The organism is Streptomyces sp. 184, assembly GCF_045781775.1.
Taxonomy (GTDB): domain Bacteria; phylum Actinomycetota; class Actinomycetes; order Streptomycetales; family Streptomycetaceae; genus Streptomyces.
On sequence record NZ_CP123230.1, the window covers coordinates 2670008 to 2683634 of the forward strand.

Here is a 13627-nt window from a genome sequence, read left to right on the forward strand (position 1 = left end):
TCAGCCCCTTCCGTGTGCCTGCCGCGACCGGCGGGCCGCGGAGTCCAGGGCGACGGCGACGAGCAGCACCAGGCCCGTGATGATGAAGCGGTACGAGGAGTCCAGGTTGAGCAGCGTCAGACCGCTGGAGATCGACTGGATGACCAGCACGCCCAGCAGCGCGGCGAACGCCGAACCGCGGCCGCCGAAGAGGCTGGTGCCGCCGATGACCGCGGCGGCGATGGCGTTGAGGTTGACGTCCGCGGTGCCGGTGGACTGGTTCGCCGCCGCCAGCCGCGCCGCGGCCAGCACGCCGCCGATCGCCGCCAGCGCCGAGCACATGACGAACGCGGAGGTGTAGACGGCGCGGACGTTGATGCCGGCCCGGCGGGCGGCCTCCGCATTGCCGCCCACCGCGTACAGGGACCGGCCGAACTTCGTCTTGGTGAGGACGTAGTGCACCATCAGCACCAGGCTGACGAAGAGCATGAACATCCAGGGGACGCCCCGGGTGCGGTTGAGGTAGTAGACCGTGAACAGCAGCGCCGCGGCCAGCAGTCCCGCCTGGAGCCCGAGCCAGTGCATCGACACCGACGACAGGCCGGCGCGGCGCCGGCTGCGGGCCCGTACCCAGCCCACGGCGAGGTACCCGCCGGCCGCCGCGACCGCGAAGACGTAGGCCAGCGCCTCGGGGACGAACCACACCTGCGCGAACTTCACCAGCGGCGAGTCGTAGGGGATGTTGATGGCGTTCTGGTCGCGCAGCAGCCACAACTGGGTGCCCAGGAAGGCCAGCAGCCCGCCCAGGGTGACGACGAAGCTGGGCACGCCGAAGCGGTTCAGTATCTGGCCGTAGAGCCAGCCGATCGCGCAGCCGCCGGCGATCGCGACGGCCAGCGCCAGCACCATCGGCTGCTCGTGCTTGACCATGACGACGGCGGTGGCCGCGGCCGAGACGCCGCTGACCGAGCCGACCGACAGATCGATCTGGCCGACCAGCAGCACGCAGACGATGCCCAGCGCGATGACGCCCAGGGGCACCATCTCGAAGGCCAGGTTCACCAGGTTGGTGCTGGACAGGAACGTCTGGTTCAGCGACTGGAAGATCGTCCAGATGACCAGGATGCCGGCGACGACGGGCAGCATGCCCAGGTCGCCGTCGCGGGTGCGGCGGACGGCGGCGCGGATGCCGTCGCCGATGCCCTGGGGCGTCGCGAGCCGCTCGTCCTGGAGGTCGGCGGCCTTGCCCAGCGGAGTGTCCAGGGATGTCACGGCAGTTCCTTCTCCTTACCCGGGGCGGTGTCCGGCCCCGGCGCGGCGGCGGCCCTGCGCGCCGCGCGCTGGGCGACCACGTTGTCCGCCGCGCCGGTGATCGCGGCGACGACCTGCTCCGAGGTGACGGTGCGGGCGTCGAAGACGCCGTTGTTGCGGCCGAGGCGGAGCACGGCCACCCGGTCGGCGACGGCGCGTACGTCGTCCATGTTGTGGCTGATCATGACGACGCCGAGGCCGTTGCCCTTCAGCCGCTCGATGAGGTTGAGCACCTCGGCCGTCTGCGCCACGCCGAGCGCGGCGGTCGGCTCGTCGAGGAGGATCACCTCGGGCTTGCCCAGCAGCGCCCGGGTGATCGCCACCGTCTGCCGCTGGCCGCCGGAGAGGGCGGCGACCGGCACGTCGAGGGTGGGGATACGGGCCGACAGCTCGCGCAGCAGCTCCCAGGAGCGGGTCTCCATGGCGACGTCGTCCAGCATCCAGGGGCGCAGCTCCTGGCCGAGGAAGAGGTTCGCCTTGACGTCGAGGTTCTCGCACAGCGCCAGGTCCTGGAAGACGGTGGCGATGCCGATGGCCTGCGCGTCGGCCGGGGAGCCGAGCGAGACCTCCCGGTCGTGGAAGGAGATGGTGCCCGCGTCGGCGGTGTACACCCCCGACAGGATCTTCACCAGCGTGGACTTGCCGGCACCGTTGTCCCCGACGACGGCCACCACCTCGCCGGCGGCCACGTCGAGGTCGATGCCGGTGAGCGCGGCGACGGCGCCGAACTGCTTGCTGACGCCGCGCAGGGACAGCACGGTGGGCGCGGCCGGTGCGGCGGGGGCTGTCATGGTGACCCGTTTCCTTTCGTTTCGCCGGGTTGGAGGGCTGCGTACCGTCAGCCGATGCCGAGGCTCTTGCAGTCGTCGGCGTACTCGCGGGTGCAGACGTCCTCGGCCTTCAGCACCCCGTCGGGGCCGAAGATGACCTCCTTGAGGTTCTCCTGCGTCACGACGGTCGGCTGGAAGAGCTGGGACGGCGTGTCGAAGAGCCGGGTGTCGGCCTTGGGCTTGTCGCCCTGCATGAAGGCGTACGTGACCTCGGCGGCGGCCTCCGCGACGGTCTTGATCGGCTTGGAGATGGTGTTGAACTGGTCGCCGGCGATGATCCGCTGAACGGCCGCAAGCTCCGCGTCGTTGCCGGTGACCGGCGGGACGTCGGCCTCTGCGGCCTTGAACGCGGCGATCGAACCGCCGCCGGTGCCGTCGTTGGCGGCGACCACGCCGGCGATCCGGCCGGAGTACTGCGAGATCTGGCCGCTCACCCACTGCTGCGCCTTCTCCGGCGACCAGTCGGGGGTGTCGTACTCGGCGAGCAGCTTGTAGCCGCTGTCGTCGACGGCGTTGTGGATGCCCTTCTTGATCAGCCCGGCGGCGGCGTCGGTCGGCGAGCCGTTGACCTGGAGGATGCCGCCCTCGGCGGACTCCTTGTCGAGGTGGTCGACGAGCGACTGCCCGATGGACTCGCCGATCGCCTCGTTGTCGAACGAGACGTAGAAGTCGGCCGGCTTGGTGGGGATCGGCCGGTCGTACGCGATGACCTTGACGCCCTGCGACTGCGCGGTCTGCACGATGGTCGCCGCCGACTCGGAGTCCACCGGGTCCAGGACGATGACCTTGGCACCCTGCGCCATGGCCGAGTTGGCCTGCTGCTGCTGGAGCGCGGCGTCGCTGTCGGCGTTCTGGTAGATGACCTTGCACTCGTCGCACAGCTCGCGCATCCGCTTCTTGAACAGCGGGGCGTCGTACTGCTCGTAGCGGGTGGAGGCCAGGTCGGGCATGAGGAACGCGACCTTGCCGGCGCCGGTGCCGCCGCCCTCGCCGTCGTCACCGGAGTTGCCGGGCTCCTCGGCACAGGCCGTCAGTGCGCCGGTGGCGAGGATGCCGGCGAGAGCAAAACTGGCCAGTCGTCTCATGTTCCACTCCTTGCTCGTGTCCTTGCTCGTGGGCGCAGGGCGCTGGGAAGCGACGCACACGAAACTCGGATGTTTCATTCGTGTCAACGGGCCTCAGAAAATGAACAACGAACCCCGGTAACGCACCCCTTTGAGTGTTCGCTCGATCAGGGGCGGTTAACATCGACCCGAGGGTGGTCGCGGTGGGGGGCCATGACAGCGCAGGCAGTCGCGTCGCCATCCGCTTCGTACGGCGATCTGAGCGGTGCGTAGCGTCCGGATACGGGAATGTTCACTTCACAGAAAGAGGACAGGAGTTTCCATGGGGGCAGAGACCCGGCAGCCGGCGGACATGAGCGGGCGAAAGCCGCGAGAGCGGAGAGACCGCATCAAAGGCCGCGTCGTGGACGAAGGCTTCGTCCGTATCGAGCAGTTGGCCGACGAACTCGGCGTGACCCCCATGACCATCCGCCGGGACCTCGACCACCTCCAGAGCAGGGGCTGGCTCCGCAAGGTCCGCGGCGGCGCCACCGCCCAGCCCTCGACCGCCTTCCACGGCGACGTACGCCACCGCACCCAGGCGATGACGGCCGAGAAGAACGCCCTGGCCCGCGCCGCGCTGCCGCTGGTCAAGTCCGGCCAGTCGGTCATCATCGACGACAGCACCACGGCCCTGGCCCTGACCCGCCTGCTCACCCAGCAGGCACCGCTGACCGTCATCACCAACTTCGTCCCGGTCACCCAGGTACTCGCCGGCAGCCCCGGCATCGAGCTGATCTCCCTGGGCGGCACGTACTACCCGGCGTACGACGCCTTCCTCGGCCTGCGCACGGTCGACGCGGTCACCAGCCTGTACGCCGACACCCTCTTCGCCTCCACGACGGCGATCACCCGCGGCCAGTGCTACCACCAGTCGCAGGAGACGGTGGCGGTCAAACGCGCCCTGATGGAGGCGTGCGCCCGCAAGATCCTGCTGGTGGACCACACCAAGTTCCGCCGCCGCGGCCTCTACCAACTGGCCCCGGTGACGGCGTTCGACCTGGTCATCGTCGACTCGGGCATCCACCCCGCGGACCTCGACGCCCTCCAGGCCGACGGGGTGGACGTCCTGGTCGCCCACCCGGAGTGACCGGGGTGCGCGGGGCGCGGCGGCACACGGTTCAGGGGGTGTCGTCGGGCGGGCTCTCCGCGTCCTCGTCGACGACGTGGACCGCGGCTTCCTCCGCCGAGGCCGCGGCGCCGTCGATGCCCGCGTCCGCGGCGACCATGTCCTTCTCCTCGTCCTCGTGCGCGCCCTCGTCCGGCGCGACGAGACGGCCCGCGCGGCGGTCGCCGACCTCGTCGTCGATCAGCTCGCCGTCGGTGTCGGGGGTGTCGCCGACGCCGTCGCCCTCGGGGAGGACGGGCGGGTCGGGGATCTCCTCGGCGAGGCGCTCGTCCAGGGACTCGCCGCGGCGCTGCTCGGCGGCGGTGACGCCGGTGTGCTCGACGCCGCGGGGTTTCTCGGGCGGGGAGTAGCCCTCGTCCAGGGGGTCCACGGGCCCGTCGAGGGTGTCCTCCGGCGGCAGCAGCCCCTCGTCGTCCTGCGTCCCGTCGCCGAGCGCCCCGGAGGCGTCGGGCTGGTAGACCTCGTCGCCCGCGGCGCTGTCGTCCTCGCCGTCGCTGCCCGTCACACGCGCCTCCCGTGGAGAAGTTCCGCTGGGGTCATCCTCGGCGGGGCCCCGCCCGCGGGACACCCCAGGCGGCCCGATCGGGTGGCGGGGCTCCCGCCGTGTGCCACGGGCCGGCCCCCCGGCGCCGCCCGGGTGCAGCCCGCCGTGTCCGGCCCCGACCAGGGCGGAGTCCGCCCGACCCTTGGCAGTGGCGAAGCGGCATGTGCCTGCGGAATACGCGCCGGCCTCAGCGGTCCGCCGGGTTGATCCATTGCGGCTGCGACGGGTTCAGGAACCACGACGAGTGCCCCGGCTCCCGGGCCGCGCGCTCCGGGGGCGGCACGTGATCGTACGCGATCTGCTCCGGCGGCGTTCCGTAGCCCCGCACCAGCTCCCGTGCGTCCGCGATGAACCCCGCCGGGCCCGACAGGTACACCCGGTGCTTCGGCCAGTCCGCGTGGGCCGACAGGGCCGCCTCCAGGCGGCGGGCCGCCGCGCCCTGGCGCTCGGTGCGCTCCGGCGTGATCACCGTGACGTCCACCCACGGGTGCTGCTTGCGCAGCGCGTCGACGGCCTCCGGGTCGTAGAGGTGGGCGGGGCTGCGGGTGAGCAGGAACAGCCGGGCCGTGGTCGGCGTCCAGCGGCGGACCATGTCCTCCAGCAGCGCCCGTACCGGGGCCCAGCCGGTGCCCGCGGCGATGAAGGTCACCGGCTGCCCGGCCCGCTTCGGCAGGACGGCCGTGCCCGCAGGGGCGCCCAGGCGCAGGCTGTCGTCCGGCGCCGTCCGGTCAGTCAACACCGGGCTGAGCAGGCCGCCGTCGACCCGGCTGACGTGCAGGTCGATGGTGCGGTCGGCGCGCGGGGCGCAGCCGATGGAGTACGGGCGCCACACCCGCGGAACCTGCGGCGAGGAGACGCTCACGAACTGGCCCGCGGCGTAGGGCAGCGTCCGGTCCGGGAGGAGGGTGAGGACCGTGACGCCCGGGGCGGCCTGGTGGCGGGCCACGACCCGGCAGTCCCACCAGCGCGGCGCCTGCTGCTTGTCCGCCTCCTCGCTGCCGCTGATCATCGCGTCCGAGAGGATCTTGTACGCACCGAGCCACGCCTGTTCGGTCTCCTCGTCCCAGGTGTTCGGCAGGCCGAAGCGGAGCGCGGCGATCAGGCTCTCGCCGACCGCCGCGTAGTGCTCGGGCCGGGCGTCGAACTTGCGGTGGTCGCGCCCCAGGGTCGACAGGTAGCGCGGCAGGTCCGGGTCGTCGAGGCGCTGCACGACGAGGGTGAGGGCGGCGAAGAGGCGGTCGCGCTGCTCGGACATGTCCGCGGGGAACAGCTCGCGGACACCCGGATTGCGGGCAAACAGATGCGAATAGAAATACTTGGCGACATGATCGGCTCTGCGTTCAACTCGGGCAAAACTCGCCCGGATTCGCTCGTTTGCATCCACGCACACGGACGGTACTGACCCATGGGTCACTTCTTCAACACGGCATCGAACAAGTTTCCCAAGTCGCCACCGAATGTCTGTTCCGCCCGGGGCACAGCAAGTGGAACGAACCCCTCAAAGCCGCCGCCCGCCGCCCGCCGCCCGCCGCCCGCCGGCCGCCGGCCGCTGGCCGCCGCACGGCAACGTCACGGCCACCGCCTCACAGCCGGATCTCCAGCACCCGCCCCGGCCAGGTCGGCCGCCCGGGGCGCTCCACCGTGAACGCACCGCACTGCGTGAACCCGAGCCGCTCGTACTGCGCCGCCAGCGCCCCGTCCCCGCCCCCGTAGCAGTCCACCCGCAGCAGCCCCACCCCGCGCCGCTCCGCCTCCGCACGCGCGTCCGCGACGAGCGCCGCGCCCACCCCGGCGCGGTACAGCGCCCGGTCCGTCACCAGCAGCCGGACGTACAACTCCGGCTCCCCGGCCGCCGGTACGAACGGCTGCGGCTCGTCCGCGAGCACGGACACCCCGGCGACGCGGCCCTCCGCCGTCTCCGCGACCCGCAGCAGGAACGCCTCGGCGTACTTCTCCATCTGCGCCACCCGCTCGGGCAGCTCCGAGAACGGCTCCGTACCCCACTGGTCGATGCGCCCCCGCTCCTTCAGCCAGGCCACCGCCCCGTCGAGCAGGGCGAGCATGGCGGGGACGTCGGCGGGGCCTCCCGTGCGAATCTTCAGTCCGGTCTTCATCCCGGGAATCTAACCCGGCCCGGACACCCCGCGCCTAGGGCGCTTCCCCCGGCCCCTGCTGCCGCTCCAGGCCCAGCGCCGTCCGCAGCCCCGCCAGGTTGTCCCGCGTCGCCTTCCACAGCACCCGCTGGCGGTCCAGCACGTCCGCCACCGCCGCCCCGTGGTCGTCCAGCACCGCCCCGGCCCGCTCGACCAGCACCTCCGCCAGCCGCTCGTCGTCCACCCGCACACCCCACTCCGGGCGGCCTATGTCGGCCAGGAAGTACGCCAGCTTCGGGTGCGAGACCAGGCTCAGCACGGGCGTACCGCAGCCGAACGGGATCATGCCCGCATGCCCGCGCATCCCGATGACCAGGCGCGTACGGCGGTAAGCGGCGCGTATCTCGTCGTTGCCGCGGTCGTACAGCGCCTCCACGGGCAGCGCTATCCCGTGCTCCCGGCGCAGGTCGTGCGCGAACTGCTCGTCCGCCGCCATGTGCGCCGCCACCCGCACGTCCGCCCGCTCGCGCAGCGCGCGTACCGCCCGCGCCATGGCGTCCAGGAACCGCGGATAGCCGTCGCCGAAGCGCATCCCCGCCCTGTCGTACGCGCAGTTGACCAGCACCGTGTCGGCGCGCTCCACCGCGGCGTCGTCCCAGCCCGGCTGGAGCAGCCGGGTCAGGGTGGTGGGGCAGGGCTGGTACGCGACCCGGTCGCGCAGCCGCTCCGGCAGCAGCTCGCGTACCCGCTCCACCGAGCCGCGGTTGCGCAGCCCGAAGAACGCCGACCGCTCCACCAGCGCCGCAAGGCTCTCGCGGAAGCGGCTGCGGCGGTAGGACTGGCCGGGAAAGACGTTGTAGCCCACGGCGAAGACGGCCAGCGGCACCTCGATACGGGCCAGCAGCTCGTCCGGCACGTTCCACTGCCACGCGCTGTTGCCGTTGGGCCAGGTGTCGGGCAGGAACAGGCCGCCACCGCCGACGACCAGACCGCGGCGCGCGTTGACCTCCGCGAGCGCCTCCTCGTCGAAGAGCCGGTGCACGGGGACCGGGTGCCACCGGCGCGCGGAGGGGTCGGGGCCGAAGCAGAGCCGGACGGCCTCCGGGAGCACCTTGTCGCCGGCGTTCTCCTGCCCGGTGGCGTACGCGGCGGCGTGCGCGAGCTGCGTGGAGACGACGGACGCCTCCCCGCGGTGCGCCGCGAACTCCGGCAGCCCGTACCCGCCGCGGAGCAGCGCCCGGCAGGTGCGGTTGGTCGGTTCGGCGTCCAGGCCCTCGCGCGCGTACGCCCTCGACCGCTCCTCGTCGCCGCGCAGCCAGGCCAGCCGGGCGAGCTGGCTGAACGCCTTCGGCGCCAGCTCGGGGGCCGCGGCGGCCAGCAGGAGGTGGGTCTCGGCCTCGTCGTAGCGGGAGACGGCCAGCAGCGCGGTGCCCATCGTGTCGTGGAAGCGCGGCTGGTCGGCCTGCGGGCGGACGGCGGACAGGACGTCCACCGCCTCCTCGTACGCGCCGATCGCGCGCAGGCCGAGGGCGGTGCGGCGGGCGAGGTCGGTGGTGGGGCGCAGCCGCAGGAGGGCCGGGCCGTAGTGGAGGAGCAGCTCGGGGTGCTGGCGGTGGGCGGGCAGCGTGCAGTACGCGCGCCAGAACTGCTCGTCGGTCAGGTCGTGGCGGGCGCGGACCTCGTCGGACGGGTCGCGGAGGACGGCGAGGTCGGCGGCCACGAGCCAGCGGGGGTGCAGCTCTGTGACCTCGTCGTACGGGTCCGGGGCGGCGCCGTCGCCGCCGCTGCCGGCCTCGGCGGCGTCGGCGGCGGCGGGGAGTTCGACGATCCGGGGGTGCAGCCGGCGGGCGGCGGCCAGCACGTCGTCCGGCAGGCCGTCGTGGAGGAGCAGGAAGTCCTCGCAGACTCCGGGATTGGCGAGGGCGAGGCTGCGGAGCAGCGCGGGCAGCCCGGCGGCGTGGGCGGGGTCGGCGGCGTCGACCCGGCAGGCGAAGGCGACGCGGGGCGCGCGGTGCCGTGCGGCGGCGGGGCCGGGTGGTGCCGGCGCGGGCCGGGACGTGCCGCGGACCCGGGGCGGGACCGTGCTCGTCGGCGCCCCGGGGGCGGCGGTCGCGGTCGCCGGCGCGGCGGCGGGGGAGCGGGGGGCGGAAGGGGTCATCGCAGGGCGGTCCTCGTCTTCGTACGGTCCTTCGCCCGGGTCCCGATCCAGCGGCGCTCCTCCGGCCGCAGCCGGCCGGCGCCGAGGACGTCGAGCCGCGGGCTGACGTCGAGGTGGTCCAGCAGCCGCAGCACGGTGAACGCGGCGCTGGTCTCCGGTCCCCAGCCGCCGTCGCCGAGCAGCGCCGGGTCGTGCAGCGGGCGGCGCAGCGACGCGTCGCCGAGCCCTTCCTGTGCGCCGGGCACCGCGCGCCTGACCGCCTCCCGCCACGCCTCGCCGGGGTCGGCGAAGACCAGCCGGACACCGGCCGGCCGGTGCCACGACGCGGACGCCAGGTCGGCGACGGCGTGCACGTCGGCGCGCTCGCCGCCGCGGAAGTCGTCGCAGCGGACGACGAGTTCGTACGCGCCGGCGTCCTCGAACCGGCCGGGCCCGACGACGACGCAGGCGGTCTTCCCGGCGACGAGCCCGCGGAGGTCGGCGACGCCGACGGGGCGGGCGCCGGCGAGGAGCGGGTCGGCCATGCGGCCCTGGGCGAGGATGCGGCAGTACGTCCCGTACTGCGCGGCAAGCTCGCGCACCCGCGCGTCCCCGGCCCCGTACCGGCTCACCTGCTCCCCGACGTAGCCGGTGAACGCCTCCCGCACCACCTCGGGCAGCGCCTCCGCCCCGACCGCCCGGGCGAACTCCCGCCCGGGGGCCGGAGTCCCGTCCTCCGCCGGGCCGTCCGCCGCCGTGTCCTGCGGGAAGAGCCCCACCGCCGCCGCCAGGCAGTCCCGTTTCTCGCGTGCCAGCGACAGCCGCAGCGGTGTCTCCGGGTGCGTGCTGCCGAGGGCCAGCGTCCGTTCGTACGCCTCAGTCGCCGCCGTCGCGTGGCCCAGCGCGTCCAGGGCGTGCGCCCGCAGCCGCCAGGCGGCGCGGGACTTCGCGCGCAGTGCCAGGCCCGTGCCGGCCAGCTCCACCGCGAGCAGCAGCTCCCGCTCGCCGCCCGTGTCCACCGCGCGCTCGCCGGCCCGCAGCAGGGTGTCGAACAGCTCCGTGCCCACCGCCTCGCGGGGCGGCGGCGGTGCGGTGCCGAGCAGTTCGCCGAGCGCCGCCACCAGGGCCGTACGCGCGGGTCCGGGGCCCGCGCCGGGCGGCGACGCACCGCCGGAGTCCTCGGCCGTCAGCCCGGCCAGGTACCCGGTGCACACGCGGGCGCACTCCGCGAGCGCGAACGCCTGCTCTGCCCTCGCCCGGCGGGACGGTCTGGATCGCGGAGTCTTCATCGTGCTCCCGGTTCGTGCGACAGGGTGCGACTGTTCCGCAGTCCCCGACGCCCGGTTCGACCGCGCGGCAGACGTGAGATGAACACTGCGCGAAGCTCGGGTCGCGGGCGCGGACCGCCGCGCACGGCGGGCCCGGCGGGCGTACGGGTAGGGTCGGACGTTGCCTGACCGGTACGCCGCCGCGAGCGGCGCCCGCCCGTGAGGCGAACGGCCGTGAGCCGGACGGCCGGACGGACCGAGAGTCGACGAAGGGAACCGCCGTGGAGCAACTGCCGCCCGAATTCCTCACCCCCGGCTCGTCGTCGTTCGCGGACTTCCTCGCCTCCTACGCGCCGGACCGGCTCCCCGCCGGCCGCCGGCTGCCCGGCGCCGACTCCGCCGCGGTCGACATCCCGCACGGCACCACGATCGTCGCCGCGTCCTACGCCGACGGCGTCCTCCTCGCCGCCGACCGCCGCGTCACCCTGGGCAACGGCATGATCGCGCACCGGGACTTCGACAAGGTCTTCCCGGCCGACGAGTTCTCCGCCGTCGGCATCGCCGGCTCCACCGGCATGGCCGAGGAGATGGTCCGCCTGCTCCGCCTGGAGCTGGAGCACTACGAGAAGATCGAGACCGTCCCGCTCTCCCTGGAGGGCAAGGCCAACCGCCTCGGCACCCTCATCCGCGACAACCTCGGCCCCGCCATGCAGGGCCTCGCCGTCGTGCCGATCTTCGCCGGGTACGACCCGCGCAGCGGGACCGCGCGGATCTACTCGTACGACATCACCGGCGGGCGCGCGGAGGAGAAGGGCTTCGGGGGCACGGGCTCGGGGTCGGTCTTCGCGCGCGGCGCGCTGAAGAAGCTGTACCGCGAGGGCATGGGCGAGGACGACGCCGTGACGATGGCCGTGCAGGCGCTCCACGACGCCGCCGAGGACGACAGCGCCACCGGCGGCCCCGACGCCACCCGCCGCATCTACCCGCTGGTCTACACCGTCACCGAGGAGGGCTGCCGGCGGCTGCCGGACGCCCGGGTGTCGGAGCTGTCGCTCGCCGTGCTGGAGGGCCGCCGCGGGCGGCCGGACGGCCCGAACGCGCCGCTGTCGTAGCGGAGTCCGGGCCGGCGGACCGCGTTCCCGCACCGCCGGTCCGGCACTGCCCGGCACGGCACGGCGCTGTTGCACGGCCCGGCCCGGCCCGGCACGGCGCGGCGCGGCCCGGTCCGGCCGTACGGGGGCGGGTTCGGCGGCGCGCGCCCGCCGGCCGGTCACCCCGGCGGCGGCAGCCGCGCGATGTCGGACACCGGCCCCAGGTGGCCGAGCTTGTCGGGGTTGACCACGGACCGGATCGCCTGCACCATGCCGTCGGCCACGTCGAGTTCGAACACGCTGGCCACGCGCCCCCCGGCGTCGTACATCACCGCGCCCGGCCGCCCGTTGACCCACGCGAGCCGGAGGGAGACGCCGAGGGCCCGGATCCGGCGGAACAGGCCGAGGAGCAGCCGCAGGACGGCCTCCCGCCCGGCCGGCGGGTGCTCGACCACCTGGGTCTTGCCGCCGCCGTCCGCGTGCAGCACGACGTCGGGCGCGAGCATGGCGAACAGCTCGTCCATGTCGCCGCCCGCGGCGGCCTCGAAGAACCGGCGGGCCAGCTCCCCGGTCTCCGCCTGCCGCGACGGCGGCGGGGAGCCGTCGTCGTCCCGGGCCCCCGCGGCGAGGTGCCCCCGGGCGCGGGCGAAGATCTTCCGGCAGTTCACCTCGGACTTGCCGGTTATCACCGCGACCTCCGGATATCCGTAGCCGAAGACCTCGCGCAGCATGAACACCGCCCGCTCCACCGGCGAGAGGGATTCCAGCAGCACGAGGAACGCCATGGACAGCGAGTCCGACAGCTCGGCGTACTCGGCCGGCCCCGGCCGGTCGGCGGGCACCACGACCGGCTCGGGCAGCCAGTCGCCCACGTACCTCTCCCGCCGCACCCGGGCCGAGCCGAGGTAGTTGATGCCGAGCCGTGTCACGGCCGTCGTCAGGTACGCCTTGGGGTCGGCGATCTCCGTGCCCGCCCGGCGGGCCCGGGTCAGGCCGAGGAACGCGTCCTGCACGATGTCCTCGGCGTCCCCCACGGAGCCGGTCATCCCGTACGCGATGGAGAACAGCAGCGGCCGGTAGCCGGCCGCCGCCGTGCCCGCCTCGTCCTCCTCAGCGGACCCAGGCACGGAACCCCTCCCGCCAGCTCGCGTACCGCGGCGTCCAGCCCAATTCCTTGCGGGCCTTCTCGTTCGAGGAGCCGCGCGCCGTCGTCATCTGCCCCACGACGAAACCGCCGGCCAGCAGCCGCCCGAGCCAGGCGGGCAGCCGCATCGGCGGCTTGGCGCCGGCGACCTCGGCGAGGTACGGCAGCCACTCCGCGACCGGCGCCGGCTCGTCGTCGACGACGTTGTACGCGCCGGGCGCGCCGGTCTCGACCGCGGCGAGCGTCGCGACGGCGGCGTCGGTGATCTCGATGAACGACCAGATCCCGGCGCCGCCGCCGATCACCGGCATCTGCCGCTTCCGTACGGCCTCCACCATGGGGTCCGAGGCACCCGGCCCGTAGAACGTGCCGTACCGCAGCACGATGCCCTCCCGTGCCCTGAGCGGCACGTTCTCGTCCACGTGCCTGACGGCCGCCAGCGTACGGGCCGCCGACGCGACGGCCGGGCGTGTGACGGTCGCGTCGCCCTCGGACTTCACCGGGCCGCCGGAGTGCTCGTAGACGAAGTTGTGGCCCTGCGCGACGACGCGGCGGGTGCCGGCCCGCTCCGCCGCGGCCAGCAGGTTGTCGGTGCCGCGGGTGCGGAGGTCGTTCGTGGCGGCGAACACCTTGTCGACGTTGCGCAGGCTCCGCATGTCGCCCAGCGCGGTCATCTGGTGCACGATGACCTCCGGCTCCGCGGCCTCCACCGCCTTCAGCACCGCCTCGCGGTCCAGCCCGTCGAGCACCACCGGCTCGGCGCCCGCCCCGCGCAGCAGCGCCGTCTTGGCGGGCGTGCGCGTGGTGGCGGTGACCTCGTGACCGGCCTCGACCAGCCCGGGGACCAGGTGCCGGCCCAGCGCGCCGGTCGCCCCCGTGACGAGAACTCGCATGATCTTCCCCTTCCGTGATGACAACCCCTGGAGACAGGGCAGCACCCGGATCTGTGACACCCGGTCCGGCCGGGGCGTGCGGGCCCGGAAACCAGAGGCGGCGGC

The 13627-nt window shown here is 73.9% G+C and carries 12 protein-coding genes; 2 read left to right on the top strand and 10 right to left on the bottom strand.

The window, feature by feature from the left end:
* From QBL21_RS11380 to QBL21_RS11390, 3 genes are read right to left on the bottom strand one after another with little or no spacing between them, the layout of a single operon-like run.
* Positions 1-1251: a sugar ABC transporter permease gene (locus QBL21_RS11380; protein WP_407562020.1), complete on the bottom strand. Its 1251-nt coding sequence runs from the start codon at positions 1249-1251 to the stop codon at positions 1-3.
* Entirely contained in the window at positions 1248-2081 is an 834-nt protein-coding gene (locus tag QBL21_RS11385; RefSeq protein WP_407562021.1) for an ATP-binding cassette domain-containing protein, read from the bottom strand. The genes QBL21_RS11380 and QBL21_RS11385 overlap by 4 nt, the downstream gene beginning before the upstream one ends.
* Positions 2082-2128: 47 nt before the next feature.
* Positions 2129-3205 carry a sugar ABC transporter substrate-binding protein gene (locus QBL21_RS11390; RefSeq protein ID WP_407562022.1) on the bottom strand — a complete coding sequence of 359 codons (1077 nt, stop codon included), beginning with the start codon at positions 3203-3205 and terminating at the stop codon, positions 2129-2131.
* Between the two features lie 331 nt (positions 3206-3536).
* On the opposite strand from QBL21_RS11390, the gene QBL21_RS11395 reads away from it, so the two are divergent.
* On the top strand, positions 3537-4313 hold the full coding sequence (locus QBL21_RS11395) for a DeoR/GlpR family DNA-binding transcription regulator (protein WP_407566385.1): 777 nt from the start codon (positions 3537-3539) through the stop codon (positions 4311-4313).
* Between the two features lie 31 nt (positions 4314-4344).
* Here QBL21_RS11395 and QBL21_RS11400 read toward each other — a convergent pair whose 3' ends face one another.
* The 5 genes from QBL21_RS11400 to QBL21_RS11420 form a co-directional block, all read right to left on the bottom strand.
* On the bottom strand, positions 4345-4857 hold the full coding sequence (locus tag QBL21_RS11400; protein ID WP_407562023.1) for a DUF5709 domain-containing protein: 513 nt from the start codon (positions 4855-4857) through the stop codon (positions 4345-4347).
* Positions 4858-5083: 226 nt separating this feature from the next.
* On the bottom strand, positions 5084-6310 hold the full coding sequence (locus QBL21_RS11405; RefSeq protein WP_407562024.1) for a globin domain-containing protein: 1227 nt from the start codon (positions 6308-6310) through the stop codon (positions 5084-5086).
* A gap of 169 nt (positions 6311-6479) precedes the next feature.
* Positions 6480-6935 carry a GNAT family N-acetyltransferase gene (locus QBL21_RS11410; RefSeq protein ID WP_407566386.1) on the bottom strand — a complete coding sequence of 152 codons (456 nt, stop codon included), beginning with the start codon at positions 6933-6935 and terminating at the stop codon, positions 6480-6482.
* Positions 6936-7044: 109 nt separating this feature from the next.
* On the bottom strand, positions 7045-9147 hold the full coding sequence (locus tag QBL21_RS11415) for a polysaccharide pyruvyl transferase family protein (protein ID WP_407562025.1): 2103 nt from the start codon (positions 9145-9147) through the stop codon (positions 7045-7047).
* A complete protein-coding gene (locus tag QBL21_RS11420) occupies positions 9144-10415 on the bottom strand; it encodes a hypothetical protein (protein WP_407562026.1) in 1272 nt (423 codons plus the stop codon). Before QBL21_RS11420 ends, QBL21_RS11415 begins: the two co-directional genes overlap by 4 nt.
* Positions 10416-10675: 260 nt before the next feature.
* Here QBL21_RS11420 and prcB point away from each other — a divergent pair, with 260 nt between their 5' ends.
* Positions 10676-11506 carry a proteasome subunit beta gene (gene prcB, locus QBL21_RS11425; protein WP_407562027.1) on the top strand — a complete coding sequence of 277 codons (831 nt, stop codon included), beginning with the start codon at positions 10676-10678 and terminating at the stop codon, positions 11504-11506.
* A gap of 158 nt (positions 11507-11664) precedes the next feature.
* On the opposite strand, the gene sigJ is transcribed toward prcB, so the two are convergent.
* Both sigJ and QBL21_RS11435 read right to left on the bottom strand, forming a co-directional pair.
* Positions 11665-12612, bottom strand: a complete 948-nt coding sequence (sigJ, locus tag QBL21_RS11430; RefSeq protein ID WP_407562028.1) for an RNA polymerase sigma factor SigJ — start codon at positions 12610-12612, stop codon at positions 11665-11667.
* The gene (locus QBL21_RS11435) at positions 12596-13522 is read right to left on the bottom strand and encodes an NAD-dependent epimerase/dehydratase family protein (protein ID WP_407562029.1); all 927 of its coding nucleotides are present in this window, start codon (positions 13520-13522) and stop codon (positions 12596-12598) included. Before QBL21_RS11435 ends, sigJ begins: the two co-directional genes overlap by 17 nt.
* Between the last annotated feature and the right edge of the window lie 105 nt (positions 13523-13627).

What these genes read in the sequence shown, in the direction of transcription:
- QBL21_RS11385 (WP_407562021.1), bottom strand. Translation starts at nt 2,081, where the DNA reads ATGACAGCCCCCGCCGCACCGGCCGCGCCCACCGTGCTGTCCCTGCGC.
- QBL21_RS11390 (WP_407562022.1), bottom strand. Translation starts at nt 3,205, where the DNA reads ATGAGACGACTGGCCAGTTTTGCTCTCGCCGGCATCCTCGCCACCGGC.
- QBL21_RS11395 (WP_407566385.1), top strand. Translation starts at nt 3,537, where the DNA reads ATGAGCGGGCGAAAGCCGCGAGAGCGGAGAGACCGCATCAAAGGCCGC.
- QBL21_RS11415 (WP_407562025.1), bottom strand. Translation starts at nt 9,147, where the DNA reads ATGACCCCTTCCGCCCCCCGCTCCCCCGCCGCCGCGCCGGCGACCGCG.
- QBL21_RS11420 (WP_407562026.1), bottom strand. Translation starts at nt 10,415, where the DNA reads ATGAAGACTCCGCGATCCAGACCGTCCCGCCGGGCGAGGGCAGAGCAG.
- QBL21_RS11435 (WP_407562029.1), bottom strand. Translation starts at nt 13,522, where the DNA reads ATGCGAGTTCTCGTCACGGGGGCGACCGGCGCGCTGGGCCGGCACCTG.